23 protein-coding genes are annotated in these 19,564 nt (G+C 62.6%); 8 read left to right on the forward strand and 15 right to left on the reverse strand.

Going from position 1 to position 19,564, the window contains the following annotated elements; genetic code table 11:
• Window positions 1–20 precede the first annotated feature (20 nt).
• Both AB8B02_RS14350 and AB8B02_RS14355 read left to right on the forward strand, forming a co-directional pair.
• On the forward strand, window positions 21–836 hold the full coding sequence (locus AB8B02_RS14350; protein ID WP_439064238.1) for a MetQ/NlpA family ABC transporter substrate-binding protein: 816 nt from the start codon (window positions 21–23) through the stop codon (window positions 834–836).
• Between the two features lie 122 nt (window positions 837–958).
• Entirely contained in the window at window positions 959–1,633 is a 675-nt protein-coding gene (locus tag AB8B02_RS14355; RefSeq protein ID WP_439064239.1) for a peptidoglycan recognition protein family protein, read from the forward strand.
• Window positions 1,634–1,636: 3 nt separating this feature from the next.
• Here AB8B02_RS14355 and AB8B02_RS14360 read toward each other — a convergent pair whose 3' ends face one another.
• Window positions 1,637–2,458, reverse strand: coding sequence for an aspartate dehydrogenase (locus tag AB8B02_RS14360; RefSeq protein WP_439064240.1), 822 nt, complete (start codon window positions 2,456–2,458; stop codon window positions 1,637–1,639).
• A gap of 314 nt (window positions 2,459–2,772) precedes the next feature.
• On the opposite strand from AB8B02_RS14360, the gene AB8B02_RS14365 reads away from it, so the two are divergent.
• Together AB8B02_RS14365 and AB8B02_RS14370 are read left to right on the forward strand one after the other, a co-directional pair.
• Window positions 2,773–3,609: a siderophore-interacting protein gene (locus AB8B02_RS14365; RefSeq protein WP_439064241.1), complete on the forward strand. Its 837-nt coding sequence runs from the start codon at window positions 2,773–2,775 to the stop codon at window positions 3,607–3,609.
• A gap of 31 nt (window positions 3,610–3,640) precedes the next feature.
• Window positions 3,641–5,119: a GH1 family beta-glucosidase gene (locus AB8B02_RS14370; RefSeq protein ID WP_439064242.1), complete on the forward strand. Its 1,479-nt coding sequence runs from the start codon at window positions 3,641–3,643 to the stop codon at window positions 5,117–5,119.
• A 1-nt stretch (window position 5,120) separates the two neighbouring features.
• On the opposite strand, the gene AB8B02_RS14375 is transcribed toward AB8B02_RS14370, so the two are convergent.
• Genes AB8B02_RS14375 through AB8B02_RS14395 form a run of 5 tightly spaced genes read right to left on the reverse strand, consistent with a single transcriptional unit; the run spans window position 5,121 to window position 9,673 of the window.
• A complete protein-coding gene (locus AB8B02_RS14375; RefSeq protein WP_439064243.1) occupies window positions 5,121–5,960 on the reverse strand; it encodes a phosphodiesterase in 840 nt (279 codons plus the stop codon).
• Entirely contained in the window at window positions 5,960–7,021 is a 1,062-nt protein-coding gene (locus tag AB8B02_RS14380) for an ABC transporter ATP-binding protein (protein WP_439064244.1), read from the reverse strand. The genes AB8B02_RS14375 and AB8B02_RS14380 overlap by 1 nt, the downstream gene beginning before the upstream one ends.
• On the reverse strand, window positions 7,018–7,803 hold the full coding sequence (locus AB8B02_RS14385; protein ID WP_120293094.1) for an ABC transporter permease subunit: 786 nt from the start codon (window positions 7,801–7,803) through the stop codon (window positions 7,018–7,020). Before AB8B02_RS14385 ends, AB8B02_RS14380 begins: the two co-directional genes overlap by 4 nt.
• Window positions 7,804–7,807: 4 nt before the next feature.
• On the reverse strand, window positions 7,808–8,623 hold the full coding sequence (locus tag AB8B02_RS14390; protein WP_068732044.1) for an ABC transporter permease: 816 nt from the start codon (window positions 8,621–8,623) through the stop codon (window positions 7,808–7,810).
• A 42-nt stretch (window positions 8,624–8,665) separates the two neighbouring features.
• The gene (locus AB8B02_RS14395; protein ID WP_120293156.1) at window positions 8,666–9,673 is read right to left on the reverse strand and encodes an ABC transporter substrate-binding protein; all 1,008 of its coding nucleotides are present in this window, start codon (window positions 9,671–9,673) and stop codon (window positions 8,666–8,668) included.
• Between the two features lie 210 nt (window positions 9,674–9,883).
• Here AB8B02_RS14395 and AB8B02_RS14400 point away from each other — a divergent pair, with 210 nt between their 5' ends.
• Window positions 9,884–10,297: a hypothetical protein gene (locus AB8B02_RS14400; protein WP_439064245.1), complete on the forward strand. Its 414-nt coding sequence runs from the start codon at window positions 9,884–9,886 to the stop codon at window positions 10,295–10,297.
• Window positions 10,298–10,305: 8 nt separating this feature from the next.
• On the opposite strand, the gene AB8B02_RS14405 is transcribed toward AB8B02_RS14400, so the two are convergent.
• Both AB8B02_RS14405 and AB8B02_RS14410 read right to left on the reverse strand, forming a co-directional pair.
• Window positions 10,306–10,629 (reverse strand): GrlR family regulatory protein, encoded by a 324-nt coding sequence (locus AB8B02_RS14405; protein ID WP_089264760.1) that lies wholly within the window; start codon window positions 10,627–10,629, stop codon window positions 10,306–10,308.
• Between the two features lie 117 nt (window positions 10,630–10,746).
• Window positions 10,747–10,995 (reverse strand): hypothetical protein, encoded by a 249-nt coding sequence (locus AB8B02_RS14410; protein WP_184517958.1) that lies wholly within the window; start codon window positions 10,993–10,995, stop codon window positions 10,747–10,749.
• 220 nt (window positions 10,996–11,215) lie between these two features.
• On the opposite strand from AB8B02_RS14410, the gene AB8B02_RS14415 reads away from it, so the two are divergent.
• Both AB8B02_RS14415 and AB8B02_RS14420 read left to right on the forward strand, forming a co-directional pair.
• Complete coding sequence (locus AB8B02_RS14415; RefSeq protein ID WP_184517961.1) at window positions 11,216–12,361, forward strand: GGDEF domain-containing protein; 1,146 nt, start codon at window positions 11,216–11,218, stop codon at window positions 12,359–12,361.
• A gap of 73 nt (window positions 12,362–12,434) precedes the next feature.
• Window positions 12,435–12,707, forward strand: a complete 273-nt coding sequence (locus tag AB8B02_RS14420; protein ID WP_089264763.1) for a hypothetical protein — start codon at window positions 12,435–12,437, stop codon at window positions 12,705–12,707.
• Window positions 12,708–12,715: 8 nt separating this feature from the next.
• On the opposite strand, the gene AB8B02_RS14425 is transcribed toward AB8B02_RS14420, so the two are convergent.
• From AB8B02_RS14425 to argE, 4 genes are read right to left on the reverse strand one after another with little or no spacing between them, the layout of a single operon-like run.
• Window positions 12,716–13,324 carry a glutathione S-transferase gene (locus tag AB8B02_RS14425; RefSeq protein WP_439064646.1) on the reverse strand — a complete coding sequence of 203 codons (609 nt, stop codon included), beginning with the start codon at window positions 13,322–13,324 and terminating at the stop codon, window positions 12,716–12,718.
• Window positions 13,325–13,332: 8 nt separating this feature from the next.
• Window positions 13,333–13,758 carry a GlcG/HbpS family heme-binding protein gene (locus AB8B02_RS14430; protein WP_439064246.1) on the reverse strand — a complete coding sequence of 142 codons (426 nt, stop codon included), beginning with the start codon at window positions 13,756–13,758 and terminating at the stop codon, window positions 13,333–13,335.
• Between the two features lie 48 nt (window positions 13,759–13,806).
• Entirely contained in the window at window positions 13,807–14,817 is a 1,011-nt protein-coding gene (locus tag AB8B02_RS14435) for an NAD(P)H-quinone oxidoreductase (protein ID WP_439064247.1), read from the reverse strand.
• Window positions 14,814–15,992 carry an acetylornithine deacetylase gene (gene argE / locus AB8B02_RS14440; protein WP_439064248.1) on the reverse strand — a complete coding sequence of 393 codons (1,179 nt, stop codon included), beginning with the start codon at window positions 15,990–15,992 and terminating at the stop codon, window positions 14,814–14,816. The genes AB8B02_RS14435 and argE overlap by 4 nt, the downstream gene beginning before the upstream one ends.
• A gap of 39 nt (window positions 15,993–16,031) precedes the next feature.
• Between argE and AB8B02_RS14445 the strand changes: the two genes are divergently transcribed.
• Window positions 16,032–16,685 carry a DUF1028 domain-containing protein gene (locus AB8B02_RS14445; protein ID WP_439064249.1) on the forward strand — a complete coding sequence of 218 codons (654 nt, stop codon included), beginning with the start codon at window positions 16,032–16,034 and terminating at the stop codon, window positions 16,683–16,685.
• Window positions 16,686–16,696: 11 nt separating this feature from the next.
• Here AB8B02_RS14445 and AB8B02_RS14450 read toward each other — a convergent pair whose 3' ends face one another.
• The 3 genes from AB8B02_RS14450 to AB8B02_RS14460 are packed head-to-tail and all read right to left on the reverse strand — an operon-like array spanning window position 16,697 to window position 19,495.
• Entirely contained in the window at window positions 16,697–17,845 is a 1,149-nt protein-coding gene (locus tag AB8B02_RS14450) for an ABC transporter ATP-binding protein (protein WP_439064250.1), read from the reverse strand.
• Window positions 17,829–18,644, reverse strand: a complete 816-nt coding sequence (locus tag AB8B02_RS14455; RefSeq protein ID WP_439064251.1) for an ABC transporter permease — start codon at window positions 18,642–18,644, stop codon at window positions 17,829–17,831. Before AB8B02_RS14455 ends, AB8B02_RS14450 begins: the two co-directional genes overlap by 17 nt.
• Window positions 18,641–19,495, reverse strand: coding sequence for an ABC transporter permease (locus AB8B02_RS14460; RefSeq protein ID WP_439064252.1), 855 nt, complete (start codon window positions 19,493–19,495; stop codon window positions 18,641–18,643). The genes AB8B02_RS14455 and AB8B02_RS14460 overlap by 4 nt, the downstream gene beginning before the upstream one ends.
• Window positions 19,496–19,564 lie beyond the last annotated feature (69 nt).

A 19,564-nucleotide genomic window follows, 5' to 3' on the forward strand; every position in this document is an offset into this window, starting at 1 on the left:
TTCCCTGAAAGACAACGACAATGAAGACCGCCCTCTCCGCCATCGCCGCCGCGATGCTCGCACTCGTCTCCTTTGGTGATCATGCCGACGCGCAGTCCGCCACCAAGCCTGAACTGAAGGTCGGTTTCGTACCCGGCCCCTATATCGACGGCTTCAAGAAGGGCGTCGAGCCCGAGCTGAAAAAGAAGGGCTACACCGTCAAATACTATGAGTTCTCGACGGGTCTGGAAGCCAACACCGCAGTGTTCAAGAACGACATCGACGCCAATGTGATGCAGCACACGGTGTTCCTCGACAGCTATAACCAGCGCCAGAAGACCGACCTGACCGGCATTATCACGGTGCCGACGCCGCCGATGGGTCTCTATTCGACCAAGCACAAGACATCCGATGCCGTGAAGGCCGGCGCCACCGTGGTGGTGCCCAATGATCCCGTAAACCTGCAGCGCGCGCTGTGGATCCTGCGCGATCTCGGCTGGATCGAGATCAAGGACAACAACCCCGTCGACGTCACAGAGCTCGACGTGGTCAAGAATCCGAAGGGCATCAAGATCGTCCCGCTGGAAAACGCGCAGGCGCCGCGCGCCCTCGGCGATGCCGACTTCGCCGCTGTGCAGGGCAATTTCGCGATCTATAGCGGGCTGAAGCTGACCGAGGCCTTCGCACTGGAAAAGATGACCAAGCCCTACACCAATGTCGTGGCCGTCCGCCGGGGCAATGCCGAGGCGCCATGGGCGAAGGACATCGTTGCGGCCTATCAATCGGACACGTTCAAGACTGCGATCCGCAACGACAAGTTCTACGCCGGCTTCACCCTGCCCGAATACTTCAACTGAGCGCAACCTACGCGCGCAGGCTGCCCTAGCGCGACGATCATACCGAGCCGCGGATTTGACTCCCAGCGCGGCTCGGTTACGCTTTCCGGAGGCGTTATGAGACGCCTTCGGAAACGAGGGACATGAGAGATCGGATCGTCGGGGTATTGCTGGCTTTGTGCGCGATCGCCACACCGGCGACCGCCCAGACGCTGTCAAACTTCGAGATCGCCGCCCGCTCCCGCGGCACCCCCGACATTCCCGGCCTCAACATGGTCTGGCTAAGGCCATGGACCGATCTCCGCCACGCCCGTGAATGGCGCAACATCGTCGTCCATCAGTCGGAAGGCGCGGTCGGCTCCGCCTGGCGTAACGCTGTCGCGCAGATGCAGAAACCCGATCGTCGCGGCGTCGCCATCTGGATCGAGACCGACGGCACGGTTTACTGGTCGACGCCCGAATGGGCGGTGCCGAACCATCTCAACCGCGGCAACCGCAACGACAACAAGTATATCGACAACAGCGGGACCTATCAGCAGATCGACAATGACTCATCGATCGGGGTCGAGTTCGTCGGCAACTACCCCAATGTCCGCAAGCCGCCGACTGACGCGCAGATCGCAGCCTGGCGCGTACTCGTCCGCGTGTTGCAGGCCCGCTACGATATCCCGAACGAGCGCGTGTTCGCGCACAACTGGATCGAGTATAAGGATCGCCGCTACTGCGAAGGCTGCGAACTCGCCAAGATCGCCCGGACCCAGGGAATCGAGACTGCGCAGCAGATAGCCCCTGCGCATCAAGCCGAAAGCAGCAAATAGGCTTCAGGTCCCGACGCGCAGCGCCGCGCGCTGCTTGCGCAGATAGGCGATCACCGACAGCGCGGTGATGCGGCCGGTCTTCGGATTCTCCGACGGGATATTCTCGATCTGCATCGAGAACCGCGCGGAATCCGAATCCACTTCGACGCGATGGACGTTGCGCGTCAGCGCCGGATCGGCCCAGATTTCCAGCGTTGTGGCGTCGGGGCCCGCGCCTGCGAGCGACAGCGCGACGGCGACGTTGAGATTGGCGGGAAAGCCCTTGGCAGCCTCGCGCGCCGTGCCCTCGAAAATCTTCATCGGTTCGGTGATGCTCTCGATGTCGATCTTGTTCTCGACGATATAGGGCGCGCCGGCGAGGCCCTTCACCGGTTTGCGCGTCACCATGCGCACCGTGTTGATCTTGCCCTCGGCGGCAGCGGTCACGGCATCGAGCCCGATCAACGCCCCGGTCGGCACCACGATCTGCCCGCCATTGGCCTTGGCCAGCGCGATGAGATCGTCATTGAACAACAGCGCTCCGGCGCTCAGCACGATCGCGGTCTTGCCCTTGCTGACGAACGGCTTGACGATCTCGGGCAGCAACGCTGCGGGCGCACATTCGATCACGATATCGGCGACATCCACGAGGCCTGCGATGGGCAGCACCGGCGGCGCCTTGCCGAGACCGGACAGGAACGCCTGATGCTTCTCCGGATTCTGCACGGCGACCGCCGCCAGAACCAGACCGTCGATACCGCGGTCCAGGGCTTCCGCCACCTTGCGGCCGATCGGGCCAAGGCCAACAATGGCCACGCGCGTGGCAGACTTTGCTTCAGTGCTCATTACGTCGATCTCGTCCAATGATTTCGGGGGCATGCCGCCACATCCGGAAACCGTTCTCCCCCGGAAAGGCCGCAATGTCCATGCGGTGACGTCAGCCAGTTTAGAAGGCTTCCGGCCTCACGCCATCGTGCGTCGCGTGCGACAATCCCGGGCTTGCACGTAAAAGGACGTTTCGCTACCTCTGCCGTGATTGCTGTCTCGGCGAGGCCGCACGTAAGCGTTAACGTGAACCAACGCGCCGATCGAACCTGATCCAGGCTCGACCTGCGCGACATCGCGTCAAACAGGCCGATCTGGATTCCCCGGGAATCCACATGACCGACACATCTTCAGACACCATTTCCAACGATCTTCATCGCATCACGCGCGTTCGGCACGAGCTGAAGCGCCGCCTGCTGACCGTCAAGCGCGTGACGTCGGTGACGCCGCATATGAAGCGCATCACCCTCACGGGCGACGACCTCGATGGCTTCGTCAGCGCGTCCTATGACAACCACGTCAAGGTGTTCTTCCCGCGCCCCGGCGAAGCCGAGCCCCTGATGCCCGCCTTCAGCGAAGGCCGCGTGCTGGTCGATGAGAGCGCGCGGCCAATCGCGCGGGACTACACGCCGCGGCGCTATGACGAAGCCGCGAAAGAGCTCGACATCGATTTCGCCATTCATGATGCGGGGCCTGCCACGACCTGGGCCACCCAAGCCAAGCCAGGCGATAAAGTCGGTATCGGCGGCCCGCGCGGTTCGTTCGTGGTGCCGGACGACTTCGACTGGTACCTGCTGATCGGCGACGAAACTGCCCTGCCCGCCATCGGCCGCCGACTTGAAGAACTGCGTCCTGCCACACGGGCCATCGTGATCGCGGAAGTCGCCGATGCTGCCGAGGAGCAGATCTTCGCATCCAAGGCCTCCGTCACCATCAACTGGTTGCATCGTGGCCAGCAGAGCGCCGGTTCGACCACCCTGATGGAAGATGCCCTGCGCAGCCTCAAACTTCCCGTTGGAGACGGCTACGCCTTCATCGCCGCGGAATCCGAAGTCGCCAAGCGCCTCCGCAAGATTCTCGTCGACGAGCGCCAGCATCCCAAGGCGTGGGTCAAGGCGTCTGGCTATTGGAAAGGCGGCGCAGAGAACTATCATGAGCCGCATGACGACTGATCGTCGCGTCCCGGACTAGCAGGGAGTATAAGTGTCCCATCGTTTCACGCGCCGCGATTTCACTGGGGCGGCCGGCGCGCTCGCCGCCGGCCTCGCCGTCCCGCCTGGAAAGGCCGAAGCTCAAACAGTCTCGGCCACACCGGCGGCGCTTGCCAACGACCGGCGTTTTCCCGCGGATTTCGTCTGGGGCACCGCCACGTCGGCCTATCAGATCGAAGGTGCCGTCGCGGCCGAAGGCCGCGGCCCCTCAATCTGGGATAGCTATTCGCACACGCCGAACAAGATCCGTGGCGGCGGCAACGGCGACCACGCGGTGGATCATTTCCATCGCTACAAGGAAGACGTCCAGCTGATGAGGGCGTTGGGCGCGAAGGCCTATCGCTTCTCCATCTCATGGTCGCGCGTGTTTCCGACGGGCGTGGGCACGCCCAATCCGCAAGGGCTGGATTTCTACAATCGTCTCATCGACGAGTTGCTGGCCAATGGCATCGAGCCATTCGCCACTCTGTATCACTGGGATCTGCCACAGGCGCTGCAGGATCGCGTTGGCGGCTGGGCGTCATCAGATACGCCGAAGGCGTTCGGCGACTATGCTGGCCATGTCGCACAGCGCATCACCGACCGCGTCAAAAACATCTTCACCATCAATGAATGCGGGACCTTCGTGGATTTCGGCTATGGCCACGGCCCGGTCGAGCTCGCGCCCGGCCTCAAGCTGCCACAGCCGCAGCTCAACCAGGTTCGCCATCACGTCGCACTGGGCCACGGCATGGCTGTGCAGGCGATCCGCGCCAATGGACGCGCCGACACCAAGGTCGGCGTTGCCGAGAATGTCGCATCCTGCGTTCCGGCCATCGAGACGCCTGCCAATATCCGCGCAGCCGAAATCGCAACGCGCGAGATGAATGGTGGCTACATGACCGTCATCCTCGAAGGCAGATACACCGATGCATTCCTGGCCTATGCCGGCAAGAATGCGCCGAGCTTCACCGCCGAAGAACTGAAGATCATTTCTTCCCCCGTCGATTTCGTCGGTCTCAACGTCTACATGCCGCAATATTATGTGGTAGCGAGTGGCGATCAGCACGGCTTCGCCCTGGTGCCGTTCCCGATCTCGTTCCCGCGCATGGATTCAGACTGGCTGCGGATCGGACCGGAAGCGCTGTATTGGGCGCCGCGCAATGTTGCGAAGGTTTGGAACGTCAAGCAGATCTACATCAGCGAGAACGGCACATCGGCTGCCGACCGGCCAGCCGGCGACGGCAAGATCCACGACCTCGACCGCGTCATGTACCTCAGGAACTATCTCACGCATCTGCAGCGCGCGACGTCGGAAGACATCCCCGTAGCGGGGTATTTCCACTGGAGCCTGATGGATAACTTCGAGTGGTCGGATGGTTATGAAAAGCGCTTCGGCCTCTATCACGTCGACTTCGCCACGCAGAAACGAACGCCAAAGCTCAGCGCGGAGTTCTATCGCAGCCTGATCGCGGCGAACGCGCTGGTCTAGCTCAGAGCAACTTCCCGTCAGCGCCGAAGAATGGATGCGGGCCGTCGAAGTCGCCGATCGGCACCTGATGCGTGACCAGATGGCCGCCCTCCTCGCCATCCGGAAACCAGACATGCAGGTGGAAAGCGGGCGGTTCGACACGGAAGGACGGCGGACGCAATTCGGCGATGTCGAGATCGACCGCATGGTTCGGCGCCGGGCAGATGGTCGCAACCGTCCCGGCGAATGTCGTCAGTGTCGCGCGATGGACGTGACCGGCGGCGACGATGCGCACGCGCGGATGCCTGCGGACGATGGTTGCGAGGTCATCCGCGTTGAACAGGTCCTGCACGTCCATGTGCTCGATACCGGTGCGGAACGGTGGATGATGCAGGAACAATAAAGCCGGCCGCTCGCGCGATGATGCCAGCGTGGCATCCAGCCACGCCAGCGTTGCCACTTCCAGCGTGCCATGCGGCTTGCCCGGCACATGCGAGTCCAGCAGGATGATATCGAGCGGGCCAACCGTCCGCGCCTGATCGAGCGGGCCCAACGACTTGGCATAGGCCCAATCTGGAAATGCCGCGCGCATCATGTCGCGGGCGTCGTGATTGCCGGGGACGCCGATGAAGGGGATCTTGAGCGGAGCGAGCAGCCGCCACAGATGCTCGTATTCGCCCGGCGTCGGCGTATCCACGAGATCGCCGGAGATGACAACGAGATCGGGCCGCGGATCGAGCGCGTTCAGCTCGGCGACACCGCGCTCCAGCGCCCTCGCCGTGTCGACCTTGCCATAGGCCAGCTCGCCCGGCGCCTTGATATGCAGATCGGAGATCTGCGCGATGATGGTGGGCTTCGACATCAATCTTCTTTCGGCAACACGCGAACCGCTTGAGGCGCGACCGACAGGCCGACGCGCTCCCCTGCACGCACATTGATGGTGTTCGGCGCGTCCACCGTCAACGGCTTGTTCGCCGCACCCGTCACCCCGAGACGCTGGCGATCACCGATAAAGGCGACGCTTTCGACCATGCCGCGCAGGAAGGCGTCTGCCTCGGCGACAATTCCGATGGTCTCTGGCCGGATCATCGCCACCGCCGCAGCGTTGTCGGCGGCGTCATTGAGCGCCAGCCAGCCGCCGGGCAGCGTCAGCCGACCGCCGCTCACCGGCCCCTCGACGATATTGGCCGCGCCGACGAATTCGGCGACGAAGCGGTTCTGGGGAGCAAAGTAGATCTCTCGCGGCGTTCCGATCTGGGCGATAGCGCCCTTGCGCATCACCACAATGCGGTCACCGAGTTCCATCGCTTCGGCCTGATCGTGAGTCACATAGATCGCGGTGATCCCGAGCGAGCGTAGCAGGCTGTTGAGTTCACTGCGCAGCCGGTCGCGCAGCGACGCATCGAGCGCGGTCAACGGCTCATCCAGCAGCAGCACCCGTGGGCGCACGGCCACCGCGCGCGCCAGCGCGACGCGCTGACGCTGACCGCCAGATAATTGATCGATCCGGCGGTTTTCGAGCCCGCCAATATTGGTGAGCGCCACCATCTCGGCGATGCGCGCCTGCCGCGCGGCCTTGTCGACGCCGCGGATCTTGAGCCCGTAGCCGATATTCTCGGCCACCGTCATGTTGGGAAACAGCGCATAGGACTGGAACACCATGCCGACATGGCGCTGCTCGATCGGCACCGCCGTCATGTCGGTCTTGTCGAACAGCACACGACCACCGACATCGGGCGTCTCCAGCCCGGCAATGATCCGCAGCATGGTGGTCTTGCCGCAGCCGGAGGGACCGAGCAGCACCAGCGTCTCACCACTGACGATATCCAGCGAAGCCGGCGCCAGAGCCTGCGTACCGTCCGGAAAGGTCTTGCCACAGTTCTCGATATGGACGGCCGCACCGTGGCCTGCGATCCCGCTCATTTCTTTTCGCCCTTCTCGGCAAACATCTGCATCGCCACCAGAAGAGGCACAATCATGATGAAAAAGATCAGTGTGTAGGCCGATGCCACTTCCAGCCGCATCGACGCGTAACTATCGGCGAGGCCGACCGGCAGCGTCTTGGTGAGCGGCGTGTGCAGCATCCAGGTCAGGTTGAATTCGCCGAGCGACAGCGTCACCACCATCAGCGATCCGGCGAGAATGCCGGGCATGGCGTTCGGCACGATGACATTGCAAAACCGCGTCCATGGCGAGGCGCCGAGCGAGGCAGCGCCCTCGTCCAGCGTCTTAATGTCCACCGAAGCGAACACCGCCATCACCGAGCGCACCATGAAGGGCATGGTGAAGATCACGTGGCCAGTAAGGATGAAGACCCACGACTGCCTGAAGCCACCGAAACCGCCATAGGTGAGCAGCAGCGCCAGCGCGATGGCCAGGCCAGGGATTGCCAGCGGCAGCGTGATGATCTCCTCGATCACGCGCGACAACCTACCGCTCTTCACGTGTAACCCATAAGCCGCGGGCACGCCGACAACCAGCGTCACCGCCAGGGTCGCGAAGGCGATCAGAAACGACAGCCCGATTTCACCGGCATAGAGGTTCCAGACCTGTACCACCCATTGCAGGGTGACGCCCGACTGGATGCCACGGAAGTAATTGACGGTGACGCCAGCGGAAATCGACAGCACAACAGGCACGACGAGGAACGCCGCGACGAGCAGTGTGAAGCCGAGCTGGCCAGCGAAAATCAGGCGATCGCGCATCGGCTTACCCCGCCGCCGCGACAGCGCCGCCGCTCATTGAGCGGGCCAGCGCGAGGATTGCCCAGGCGATCACGCCGAGTCCGATCGACAGCGCCGCCGAGATCGCAAAATTCGCCGCCAATGTGAACTCGGTATAGATCAGCATTGGCAGCACATCGATGTTGGTCGCAAGCGTGAAGGCTGTCCCGAACGCCCCCATCGCCGTCGCGAAGGCAATCGCGCCCGAGGCTACGAAAGCCGGCCCGAGCGCCGGCAGTACCACGTCGCGCTGGACCGCCCACGGGCTCGCACCGAGCGAACGCGCTGCCTCCTCCAATCCGATATCGAGCTTCTGCACCGCGGCCATCACCGTGAGGATCACGCGCGGAATCGAGAAATAGAGATAGCCGAGAAACAGACCGAAGATCGAATAAGCGAATACGACTTTCTCGCCCGTCACCGCGGCGGTGATGGCGCCGATCAGGCCCTGACGTCCTGCAAGGAGAATGATGAGAAAGCCGACCACGACGCCGGGAAATGCCAGCGGAAATGTCAGCATCGCGATCAGCACGGCGCGGCCGGGGAAGCGATGCCGCTGCAGAAACAGGCCCGCGATGGTGGCAATCACCAGCGTGGCGATGGTCGTCGCCGCAGCGAGTACGACCGTATTGATCAGCGTGGCACGATAGCGCGGTTCTGTAATGATCGCGAGATAGGCGGACACGCCGCGCGATCCACCGGCACCGACGGCGAGCAATTGCGCCATCGGCAAGAGGAAGAAGGCTGCTGTCACCACCACGAGCGGCAGCAGGCAGATCCAGATGAAATTACGATGCGACATGAAATTATGGTGCCCCTGCCCCCGCCGGGGCACCATTGTGCATCAACGGACTTCGGCGAGATAGCGGTCGCTGAAGCCTTTCTGCGCCAGCTCCATCTTGCCCCAGTCCACGCTCTTGGCGCGGGCATATTCGCTGTCCGGCAGGAACTTGGCCTTCACGGCTTCCGGCAGGTCGATCTTGCGGGCCGGACGGAGGTAGGCGTTGGTCCAGATCGCCTGGCCCTTGTCGGACAGGAGATAATCCATGACCTTCTTGGCCTTGTCCTTGTGCGGCGCGTTCTTCACGAGACCGACCACATAGGGGAACACGACCGAGCCTTCGCAGGGAATGACGAATTCGAAACTGCCCTTCTCGGAATACTTGGCGCGATAGGCATTGAAATCATAATCCAGCAGGATCGGCATCTCGCCGGAGACGACGCGGGCATAGGATGTCTGCTTCGGCACGATCGCGTCGTTCTTCTTCAGCTCCTTGAAGAAGGCGATGGCCGGATCGAAATTCTGGTCGGTGCCGCCGAGGGCGAGATTGACCGCAACAGCGCCGACATAGCCGACGGCGGCAGACGTCGGATCGAGATAGCCGACCATGCCCTTGTAGTCGGGCTTGGCGAGATCCTTCCAGCACTTCGGCACCGGCTTGCCAGCGAGGGCATCCTTGTTGACGAAGAAGCCGAGCGTGCCGGAATGGATCGTGGTCCAGTAGCCTTCGGAATCCTTCAGGCCGGCATCGACCTGATCCCAGCCGGCAGGCTTGTAGGGTTCGAGTGCATCCTGCGCCTTGGCCTTCATACCGAAAGTGACGCCAAAATAGCCGATATCGCCGACCGGATTGGCCTTCTCGGCGAGGATCTGCGCCAGCGCCTGGCCGGAATTCTTGTTGTCATGCGGCATCTCGATGCTGAGGTCGGTCTTCACGGCCTTGATCATCGACGCCCAGTCGGCCCATTCCGGCGGACAGTTGTAGCAGATGACATCCGCAGCACGGGCGGGCTGCGATAGGGCGGCGAGCGCCAGCGCGGACAGAGCAAATACCAAGCGGAACGGTTTCACGGCGATCGTCTCCATCCTGACGCAGGCTTTAAGGCCGGCGCATAGAAGTCTGAGGGGAATGCGTGACGCCCCACTATAGGCCGCGGATGAAACTTTTGCGACAAAGCCAACCCGCAGCGCATTTGTGCACCGCAATGACCGCGAAGCCCATCGACAACACCCCGCGGAGGATGTGAAATCACGTGTCGCCGCTGATATTGGACCGTTGATGTGAAAGAGACGCCCGAACGCGATCGAGGCCTGCTCGGTCTGGTCGAACGACTCATGAGGAGGCCAGGCGATCCCGAACCGATCACGCCTGAGCCAGACGCGGACACCAGAGACGGTTTCGATCCGGTCGTCGCAGAGGAGAATCCAGCGGCATCGCTGGAGCCGCAACTTGCGGTCGAGAGCACCCGCACGCTTGGCCGGTCGGAAATCGCGGATGTGATCCTGCGCGCGCTAAGGGGTATCGATGGCTGTCCGACAGCCGGCTTCGAGGTGGTCGTCTATGGCACGCGCCCATGGAACGCCATGTTGCGCATCACGCCGGCCGCCGGCGCGGTGCCTGACGCGCGTGCCTGGCGCCAGCGGGTCCAGGACATGGTTCAGCTGTTGCGACATCAATACGAGTTGCGCGAATAGACCGGAGGCTAGCCTTCCATGCGCACCAGCACGACCTCAAACGGCACGCCAGGGCGTTGCTTGACGACACCTCTGCAGGACGCCGTCGTGGTCTTGGATGTCCCGACCAGATCAATCTCGACCTCGTCGATGCCGAAGATCGTTGGCTGGCCGTCCGCATGCCGGCGGGTCGCAATCGTCGCCGTGAAAGCATCGCCGTTCTGGATATAGGAACCGCTATAGGCGATCACCGTATCGCCGCCCGACAATCGACCATCAGCGAGCGTGATAATCCCCATGCCTTCCTTTTCGGGAATACGAAACCACGCCGAATAACGGCCATCCGGGAGCATGACAAACCTGAACTGTAAGTTGCGGTATAGCCAATTACCACCAACCCATCAGAAAGACGTTAACCAGATCGGTCGCATTGAAACGATCGATCTCGCCTTCCCCAATGTAATGCCGCGCTACTTGCCACCCCCGATATTGCCGCCCTTGATATGGCCGAGCGAGTTGCTGCCATAGGCAGAATTGCCATGATTGCCGCTCATCGCGGCATTACCACGAAAAATCGCCGGCCCTCGCATCTGGCCATAGGTCCCGTAATATCCGTGGTGCGCCTTGTAGCCGCGATGGACTTTCTTCGCCGACGCCGCCGTCGCCGTGAAACTCGCGATCATCAGTGCAGCTGCCGCCGTCGCCAGGATCTTTTTCATGTTCAAACCTCTGTAACGCCCTTCAGGAAAACGCCGGTCGCTGCGTCTCGTTCCGGCACAAATCGTTGCAAAAAACGGTCTTACGACGATCTCCGGACATCCCTTCCATCGGTCTGGTAACGCTTTGCTCACCATACAAAATGGGTGGCCCCGACCGCGATCGGTGGTAAGTGGGTGCTGCTTATTGCGCATCAAATAAATTACACCGCGTTCGGACATCATGTTGCTAGATCAGTCCTCCATCTTCGCAGCGATCGGACTCTCGAGCGCGGCGCTCGCGCTCACATTGCTCGCCACCTGGCTCGTCGCGCGATCCGAGACCTATCTGCTGACTTGGTCGATCGGTCTCGCGACCACGGTCGTTGCCGTCATCATCTATGCAGGCTTCGAACAATATGATTCGAGGCTACAGCTCGCTGCATTCATATTGCTGCTTGTCGGCTTCGGGGTGATCTATGCGGGCACCACGCAATTCTGCTCGAACCAGGCCCATTGGATCCGCGCCGCCCTCGTCACCACTGCAGGGCTCGTTCCGATGATCATCGGCTTTGCGCTTGGTTACACCGGCACCGGCACGATGGCCGCGAATTTTGGCACGGGCCTTCTCGTTGCGCTCTCGGCTGCGCAATATTGGCACGCGCGCGCCGAAGCACCGCTGCTGATGGTCGCAAATGCGTTGCTTTATCTCGTCACGGCCGCATCGTTCGTGGCTTGCGGTGCCGAACTCTTGCGTACCGGACAATTCGTGCTGACCGATCGACCGATGAATTGGGCAGAACAGTTCAATTCACTGATGGTGATCGTCGGTCTGACCGGGATCGGTGCACTGTCACTGACAATCAACCAGATCCGGACGTCGAACCGGCATAAATCCGATGCCATGACCGATCCTTTGACCGGCCTGCTCAATCGGCGCGCGCTGTTTGGCGAAAAGGTAACGGAGACAGCATCCAACACTGCAATTCTGGTGATGGATCTCGATCACTTCAAAACGATCAACGATCAGTTCGGCCACGCCGCCGGCGACCGCGTGCTGCGGGCCTTTGCTGAAGTGATCTTCTCGAACATTCGCGCCGAAGATGTTGCCGCGCGTCTGGGCGGCGAGGAATTCTGCATTGTCCTATCCGCGTCGAGCCCAAAAGCAGCGGCCGCTGTCGCCGAGCGCATCCGATCAACGCTGGAGACAAAGACGTTCCCGACTTCCGCCGGTGTTATCCACGCCACGGTCAGCGTGGGAATCGCGATCCGGTCAGCCGAGCCTGAAACGCTGCAGGCATTGCTTAGCCGGGCCGATGCGGCGCTCTACCAAGCCAAGGCGGCAGGCCGAAATCGCGTGCAGATTTCGGACTTCCATCTGGCCGCCTGAGCCGCGCGACACCCGGTTCCACGAAAAATTAAGCACTGGCTGGCAGCGTAAGGTTTTTCGGCAGAATGCCCCGATGCCCGGTCAGAAAACCATTGCCATAGAGACGCTCAATCTGCTGCGCGCCTCAGAACCTCGTCCCAACGACAGCCACCTCAAGGCGGCGTCGATCGTCGCTTTTCCGCTCGGCCCCATCGAGGTCGAGCAAATTACGCCGCGGTTCTTCGCCTCCTTCGCCATCGAGAGCCTGCTGCGCTCGATCTGCTATCGCGAAGAACAGTGGTTGATCGAAGCCCGGCACAGCCATGCGATGCGGATGACGCTGAACTGGGTCGAGGCTGAAAGCTGACGACCAAATTACCTCTCGGCTGGAAACGTATCTCGCAGTGACGGCCGCTCCGACACGGCAGCGAACCAGTCGGCCAGCGCCGGGCGCGATCTGCGCCAGTCGAATGATGCGAAACGGAAATCCAGATAGCCGAGCGCACAGGCGATGGTGAGGCTGCCGATGCTGATGCGCGCGCCGAACACGGCAACGGTCTTTTCCATCTCATCCAGCGCCGCGGCGATCTTGATCATCTGACCATCGATCCATTCCACCGATCTGATCTCGTCGCTACGGCAGGTATTCTCATAGCGCGTCAGCAGCGCCGCATCGAGCAGGCCGTCTCCGAGCGCCTGTTCGGTGAGCACCCGCCAGCGCTCCGCGCCGCGCGGAAACAGCGAACCGTGTCCGAGGTCGTCGAGATATTCGCAGATCACCCGGCTGTCGAACAGCAGCGTGCCATCCGCCAGCTTCGCCGCCGGCACCTTGGCCAGCGGATTGAAACTTGCGATCCGCGCGTCCCGCTTGAGCGGATGCGCCGCACTCGGGAGCCGCACGATGCGATCGGCCAACCCCAGTTCGATGGCGCAGGCCATCACCTTGCGCACATAAGGCGATGTCGGCGCATAAAACAGTTCGATCTTGTTGCTCATGGCTTCTGATCCTCCGCGTCGATGGCTGCCAGCGCGGCACGCGCGACTTCGACATCCTGCGCGCCGGTGCCCGATCCAACGCCGACCGCGCCGACGCACTGGCCTGCAATCACGATGGGCAGTCCGCCTTCGAGATTGGTGAGGTGGCCGCCGCCTGCGATGGCCAACTTGATCTCGTCGGCGGGATTGAGCCGCGATGTCGGCTGCCGATGCGACGCGGCCGTAATGGCCTTGGACATCGATGTTTCCCGCGACAGCAATTTGGCGCCGTCCATCCGGACGAACGCCAGCAGATTGCCGCCGTCGTCGACGATCGTGATGTTCTGCGCCACGCCCAACTCTTCTGCCTTGGCGACGGCACCCGCCAGCGCTTTGAGCGCGCCTTCATGTGTCAGCTTGAGAGAGGGTTTAGTCGTCGCCATGGGACTGCTCCTGTATCGATATGCGGCCTTTGTGCTCGACATAGCCGCTCATGCGGCGGCGCCGGCTGGCAGCAGCAGCACTTTGCCGATGTTTTCATTGGCTTCCAGAATGCGGTGAGCTTGCGCTGCATCTCCGAGAGGCAACTGGCGCCAGATCAACGGCCTCACTACGCCGGATGCGACCAGCGACAGCACCTCGGCACGGAGCGCGGCAGCGACTGCGGTCTTCTCCTCGTCTGACTTCGGCCGCAGCGTCGACGACGTCAGATACAGCCCCTTCCGCATCACCAGACCGAGATCGATCGGCACCACGCCGCCTTCCATGAAGGACAGGCTGACATGCCGTCCGCCCGGCGCCAGCGCATCGAGATTGCGCGCCACATAAGAGCCGCCGACGATATCGAGCACGACATCGACACCGCGCCCCGCGGTGGCGTCGCGCGCTGCGACAACAAAGTCGTCGGTACGATAGTTGATGGCGATGGCGCCAAGCGCTTCCACCGCCTTCTTCTTTGCATCGCTGCCCACGGTCGCGATGGCCGTCGCGCCGCGCGCGATGGCCAAGCGGATCGCAATAGTGCCGATACCACTGGCACCGCCATGCACCAGCACGGTCTCGCTCTTCGACAACCGGCCGCGTTCGAACAGATTGTGCCAGACGGTGAAGAGTGCTTCGGGCAATGCCGCCGCCTGCTCCATCGTCAGCCCCTCGGGCACCGCAAGACAATGCGATGCCTTGGCGATGCAATAGCGCGCGTAACCGCCGCCCTTCACCAGGGCCATCACCGCCTGCCCCTGCAACGCGGCGTCGCCGCCGACCACGCGGCCAGCGACTTCGAGCCCGAGCACGTCAGTGACACCCGGCGGCAGCGGCACGGCACCGCTTCGCTGCATCAGGTCCGGGCGATTGACGCCGGCCGCGGCGACCTCGATCAGCACTTCGCCCGGGCCAGGCACAGGCACCGATCGTTCGACTTGCGTCAGAACGTCAGGACCGCCTGCTTGCGTCGCGATGATCGCCTGCATGGTCGACATGATCGTCGACGCTTCGTTCTTCATGATACGCGTATCCACTCTTCACTCGGCCGACGCAGCAAATCCGCCAGCCTGTCCATCATCACGTTTGCGGCTGCGAGTTCGTCGAAGCCGATCCACTCGTCGGCTTTGTGCCCGCGCGCCATATCGCCGGGTCCGCAGACCAGCGTCGGGATCCCCGCCTCTGCGTAGAGGCCGGCCTCAGTGCCGAAGGCGACTGTGGTTGCGGGTTGCGTATCGCCTGCCATTTCTGCGACCAGACGCGTCATGGAGGCATCGGCAGCAGTATCGAGCCCGGGATAGGCCGACAGTTCCTCGGAGACGATGTCAGCCTCCGGCGCACTGGCGCGCAGCCGATCACGCTCGCGCGCGACCACCTCATCGACCCGCGCAAGAATCTCGCCCGCGTCACGGCCTGGCATGGTGCGGATCTCGTATTCCAGCACGGCCCGTTCCGGCACCAGATTGACCATGCTGCCGCCATGCAGCGAGCCAACGTGAATGGTCGTGTATGGCGGATCGAATGCCGCATCGCCGCCGCGCGCGACTTCCTCATCAGCGAAGCCACGCAGCGCATGCGCGATCGCAACGCCCGCATCGACCGCATTGGCCGCACGATGCGGCATCGCCGAATGACCGGTGCGACCGGTGACCGTCAGGCGACGCGCGACCTTGCCCTTGTGCGCGCGAACGACGCGCATCGTGGTGGGCTCACCCACGATGGCGAGCACCGGTGGCACGACGGACTGCATGAGCGCACACACGAGATCGGGGGCACCGCGGCATCCGACTTCCTCGTCATAGGAAAACGCAAGATGCACGGGCGCGGCAGTTGCCGCGTCCTTCAACCGCGGCACGCTTGCGAGAACGACGGCGAGAAAGCCCTTCATGTCGGTCGCGCCGCGACCATAGACGCGCTCATCGCGGATCACGCCGGCGAATGGCGGCACGGTCCAGGCCTGCCCCTCCACCGGCACCACATCCGTATGCGCCGACAGGACCACACCGGGACGATCCACGGGACCGATAGTCGCGAGCAACGACGCCTTGCAGCCATCAGGCGACGGCACGCGGCGCGAAGACACGCCCGACGACGCAAGTATCCGCTCGATATACGCGATGATATCGAGATTCGAATTCGCACTTATACTTTCGATACTGATTAGCTCGCAAAGTATTTGAGCTATTTTCTCGATCATCTATACTACCAATACTTTTACGATTGCAGGAGCATCACGATGACCTATTCCATCTCGGCACGCTGTCCGGAGACCGGCGCGTTCGGCATTGCCATTACGTCGTCGAGCATTGGCGTGCCGGCGCGCTGCGCCTGGGTGGGACCGCTCGGCCTCGTGGTGTCGCAGAATGTCACTGATCCGTCGCTCGGCCCGACCGGCCTTGCACTGCTGCGTCAGGGCCTCGGCGCGGGTGCCGTCCTCAACAATCTCACGCTCGGCACGCCGCAGCCCGCATGGCGGCAGGTCGGTGTGATCGATCGCTACGGCCAGGTGGCGTGGCATTCCGGCGCGCAGGCGCTGCCGATCGTTGGCATTGCGCAGGGCAATGGTTGTCTCGCGATGGGCAATCTGCTGGTCGATGAAAAAGTCCCGAGCGTGATGATCGCAAAGTTCGAAGCTACGGCCGGACAGCCGCTGGCGGAGCGATTGCTGTCGGCGCTGGAAGCCGGCCTCGATGCCGGCGGCGAGACCGACGACGAACATGCGGCGGGCCTGCATGTCGCCCACATGTTTGACTGGCCGGTGGTCGACCTGCGTGTCGACTGGCACGACGCTCCGATCGGTGAACTCCGCGCGCTGTGGGAGCGCTACCGGCCGCAGCAGAAGGACTATGTCGCGCGCGCGATGAATCCGGGCGCTGCGCCGTCGTTCTAGACGCGACCGCCTCACGCCGCCTCACCCGGCGGAAACGCCACGATATCGTCGGAGCCGATGGTCAATCCGATCTCGGCTCCGACCGGACAGGACGACAGCGCCGCAATGCCCGGCGAACGCAGCAGGATGCGCTCGCCCGCACTGCCGGGCGCGTCGATATAGAGATCGACATGACCGCCTTGAAACACCTGCGTCGTCACGGTGCCGGGCAGCGATCCCGAAGCGCCGCGCGACGTGACGGCGAGATGCTCCGGCCGCACGAAGACATCCACGGCATCGCCGATCGAAAGCGCGGCAATCGGCGCCGCAGGAACGTCGGCGCTGATGTCGCCGACCGAAACGACCGCGACATCGCCGCGCTTCTCGACAAGGCGCCCGTTGAGGATATTGGCATCACCGACAAAGGACGCGACGAAGCGATCGGCCGGACGGCGATAGATATCGTCGGGTGCCGCGATCTGGCGGATGCGCCCGGCCGACATCACCGCGATACGATCCGACATCGACAGCGCCTCACCCTGATCATGCGTCACGAAGATCGTGGTGACGCCGAGCTCGCGCTGGATCTGCTTGAGCTCGACCTGCATCGAGCCGCGCAGATTCTTGTCGAGCGCCGAGAACGGCTCGTCGAGCAACAGCACCTTCGGCTTGATCACCAGGGCCCGCGCAAGCGCGACGCGCTGCTGCTGACCGCCTGACAGCTGTTTGGGCTTGCGGTCGGCAAAGCCTGACAGCTTGACCAGCGCCAGCGCCTCGTCGACGCGGCGCGCGATCTCCTTCTTTTCGACGCCACGGGTCTTCAATCCGTAAGCCACGTTCTTGGCGACGCTCATATGCGGGAACAGCGCGTAGTTCTGGAACACGATGCCGATCTCGCGCATATGCGCGGGCGTTTCGGTGACCAGATCGCCGTCGATGAAGATCTCGCCATTATCGGCTTCGAGGAAGCCGGCAACCAGATTGAGCAGCGTCGTCTTTCCGCAGCCGGATGGGCCCAGCAAGGTCATGAACTCGCTCGGCCGGATCTTCAGCCAGGCCTCATGCAGCGCCATGGAATCGCCGAAGCGCTTGGTGACGGCGTCGAGCTGCACCGCCGGACGGATCTTGTCGCTCGCCGCGGCTGGCGTGTGTGCCGTCATTGGATCAGTGCGCATCAACATTCAGGATTTTCCCGAGGCCCAGGAAGGAATTGGCGATCGTGAGCAAGGTTGCGGTCACGACGATGTAGATGACCGACAGCGCGGCCAGCGTGGGGTCCGCGAATTCGCGGACGTAGTTATACATGGCGACCGGTAGCGTCTGCGTGGCCTGGCTGCTGACGAACAAAGTCGCCGTGAATTCGTTGAAGGACAGGATCGCCGCGAACAGCCAGCCGCTGAGCAAGCCCGGAATCAGCAGCGGGATCGTCACCGTGAACAGGATCCGCAGCGGCGTGGCACCGAGACTGGACGCGGCCAGCTCCAGGCGCGTGTCGAGATTTTCCAGCGAGATGTAAGTGCTGCGCATCACGAAGGGCAACACCATCACCACATGGGCGAAGATGACGAGCGGAAAGCCGCGTCCAATGCCCGTCTGCGAGGCGAGGATGAGAATGCCAAGACCGACGGTGTAATGCGGGATGATCAGCGGAGACAGCAGAATGCCTTCAAGGAAATCCCTGAGCGCGAATTTATAGCGATGAATGGCAAAGGCAAAGGCCGATCCCACCATCACCGCGATGCTGGATGCCCAGACCGTCACGGTCAGGCCATTCCAGAATCCCTTCGCGAAATCGGCATAGGAGAAAGCGCGGTAGAACCAGCGCAGCGACCAGGACTGCGGCGGAAATTGCAGGATCGCACGATCGTTGAAGGCCGAAATTGCCACCACGACGCCAGGCAGCAGCACGAAGAGGAGAATGACGGCGACGAGGACGCGGCCCGACCAGCGCAGCGCGAGGGTTGCAGGTGAGCGCTTCATGTGGTGCCCGCCATACGTTCGAGCGGGCTCGCGGCTTTCTTCAGCAGCGCGATCACAGCCAACGACAATGCGAGGCCGATGATGGAGAGGCTGGCGGCAAAGGGGAAATTGAACGACGAGAAGCCAAGCTGATAGATCAGCGTCGACACCGTGGCGACGCGGCCACCGCCGATCAGCTGCGGCGTCGCAAAGGCACTGAAGGTCCAGGCAAAGGCGGTCGAGAAGCCGGCAACGATGCCGGGCATCGACAGCGGCAGCGTGATGGTCATGAAGATGCGGATCGGACCCGCGCCAAGACTTTCGGCCGCCTTCTCGTAATTGCGATCGATATGCGACAGCGCCGCGGCCAGCATGATGACCATGATCGGCATGGTCACATGCACCAGTGCCGCAATCACGCCGCCGGCGGTAAACATCATCTTCAACGGACGATCCACAAGGCCGAGCTTGAGCAGCAGCGTGTTCAGGAAGCCGTTATTGCCGAGCACGATCATCCAGGAATAGGTCCGCACCACCTCGCCGAGAAACAGCGGAGTGACCGACACGATCAGGATGAAGGAGCGTAGCGCGGAGCTGTTGGTGCGCGTCAACGCATAGGCTAGCGGATAGGCAAGAAGCAACGTGAACACCGCCGTTTCAAAACAGATCAGCACCGTGTTCCAGAACGCCAGGGCGTAAAGCGGCCGCAGCATGGCTTCGAAATTCGCCCAGGTGAATCCGCCGACTTCGAGCGTACCGGGAATATAGGCCCGCACGCTGTACTGAAACACAGCCAGCATCGCCGCGATCAAGCCCACGGCGACGAGGCCGGCCGGCGAGACGAACCATCCCAGAAATGGACGTGTGTTCATGGACAAACTCGAGGTGGGCGAACGTGACGTCATGGATCGCGACCCGGCGGTAGCAACCGGATCGCGATC

This window comes from Tardiphaga sp. 862_B3_N4_1 (assembly GCF_051811085.1).
Taxonomy (GTDB): domain Bacteria; phylum Pseudomonadota; class Alphaproteobacteria; order Rhizobiales; family Xanthobacteraceae; genus Tardiphaga; species Tardiphaga robiniae.

Bases quoted from the DNA above. Each gene is read 5' to 3' on its own strand.
- AB8B02_RS14350 (WP_439064238.1), top strand. From the start codon at position 21: ATGAAGACCGCCCTCTCCGCCATCGCCGCCGCGATGCTCGCACTCGTC.
- AB8B02_RS14355 (WP_439064239.1), top strand. From the start codon at position 959: ATGAGAGATCGGATCGTCGGGGTATTGCTGGCTTTGTGCGCGATCGCC.
- AB8B02_RS14360 (WP_439064240.1), bottom strand. From the start codon at position 2,458: ATGAGCACTGAAGCAAAGTCTGCCACGCGCGTGGCCATTGTTGGCCTT.
- AB8B02_RS14365 (WP_439064241.1), top strand. From the start codon at position 2,773: ATGACCGACACATCTTCAGACACCATTTCCAACGATCTTCATCGCATC.
- AB8B02_RS14375 (WP_439064243.1), bottom strand. From the start codon at position 5,960: ATGTCGAAGCCCACCATCATCGCGCAGATCTCCGATCTGCATATCAAG.
- AB8B02_RS14380 (WP_439064244.1), bottom strand. From the start codon at position 7,021: ATGAGCGGGATCGCAGGCCACGGTGCGGCCGTCCATATCGAGAACTGT.
- AB8B02_RS14385 (WP_120293094.1), bottom strand. From the start codon at position 7,803: ATGCGCGATCGCCTGATTTTCGCTGGCCAGCTCGGCTTCACACTGCTC.
- AB8B02_RS14390 (WP_068732044.1), bottom strand. From the start codon at position 8,623: ATGTCGCATCGTAATTTCATCTGGATCTGCCTGCTGCCGCTCGTGGTG.
- AB8B02_RS14405 (WP_089264760.1), bottom strand. From the start codon at position 10,629: ATGCTCCCGGATGGCCGTTATTCGGCGTGGTTTCGTATTCCCGAAAAG.
- AB8B02_RS14410 (WP_184517958.1), bottom strand. From the start codon at position 10,995: ATGAAAAAGATCCTGGCGACGGCGGCAGCTGCACTGATGATCGCGAGT.
- AB8B02_RS14415 (WP_184517961.1), top strand. From the start codon at position 11,216: ATGTTGCTAGATCAGTCCTCCATCTTCGCAGCGATCGGACTCTCGAGC.
- AB8B02_RS14420 (WP_089264763.1), top strand. From the start codon at position 12,435: ATGCCCGGTCAGAAAACCATTGCCATAGAGACGCTCAATCTGCTGCGC.
- AB8B02_RS14430 (WP_439064246.1), bottom strand. From the start codon at position 13,758: ATGGCGACGACTAAACCCTCTCTCAAGCTGACACATGAAGGCGCGCTC.
- AB8B02_RS14435 (WP_439064247.1), bottom strand. From the start codon at position 14,817: ATGAAGAACGAAGCGTCGACGATCATGTCGACCATGCAGGCGATCATC.
- argE (WP_439064248.1), bottom strand. From the start codon at position 15,992: ATGATCGAGAAAATAGCTCAAATACTTTGCGAGCTAATCAGTATCGAA.
- AB8B02_RS14445 (WP_439064249.1), top strand. From the start codon at position 16,032: ATGACCTATTCCATCTCGGCACGCTGTCCGGAGACCGGCGCGTTCGGC.
- AB8B02_RS14450 (WP_439064250.1), bottom strand. From the start codon at position 17,845: ATGTTGATGCGCACTGATCCAATGACGGCACACACGCCAGCCGCGGCG.
- AB8B02_RS14455 (WP_439064251.1), bottom strand. From the start codon at position 18,644: ATGAAGCGCTCACCTGCAACCCTCGCGCTGCGCTGGTCGGGCCGCGTC.
- AB8B02_RS14460 (WP_439064252.1), bottom strand. From the start codon at position 19,495: ATGAACACACGTCCATTTCTGGGATGGTTCGTCTCGCCGGCCGGCCTC.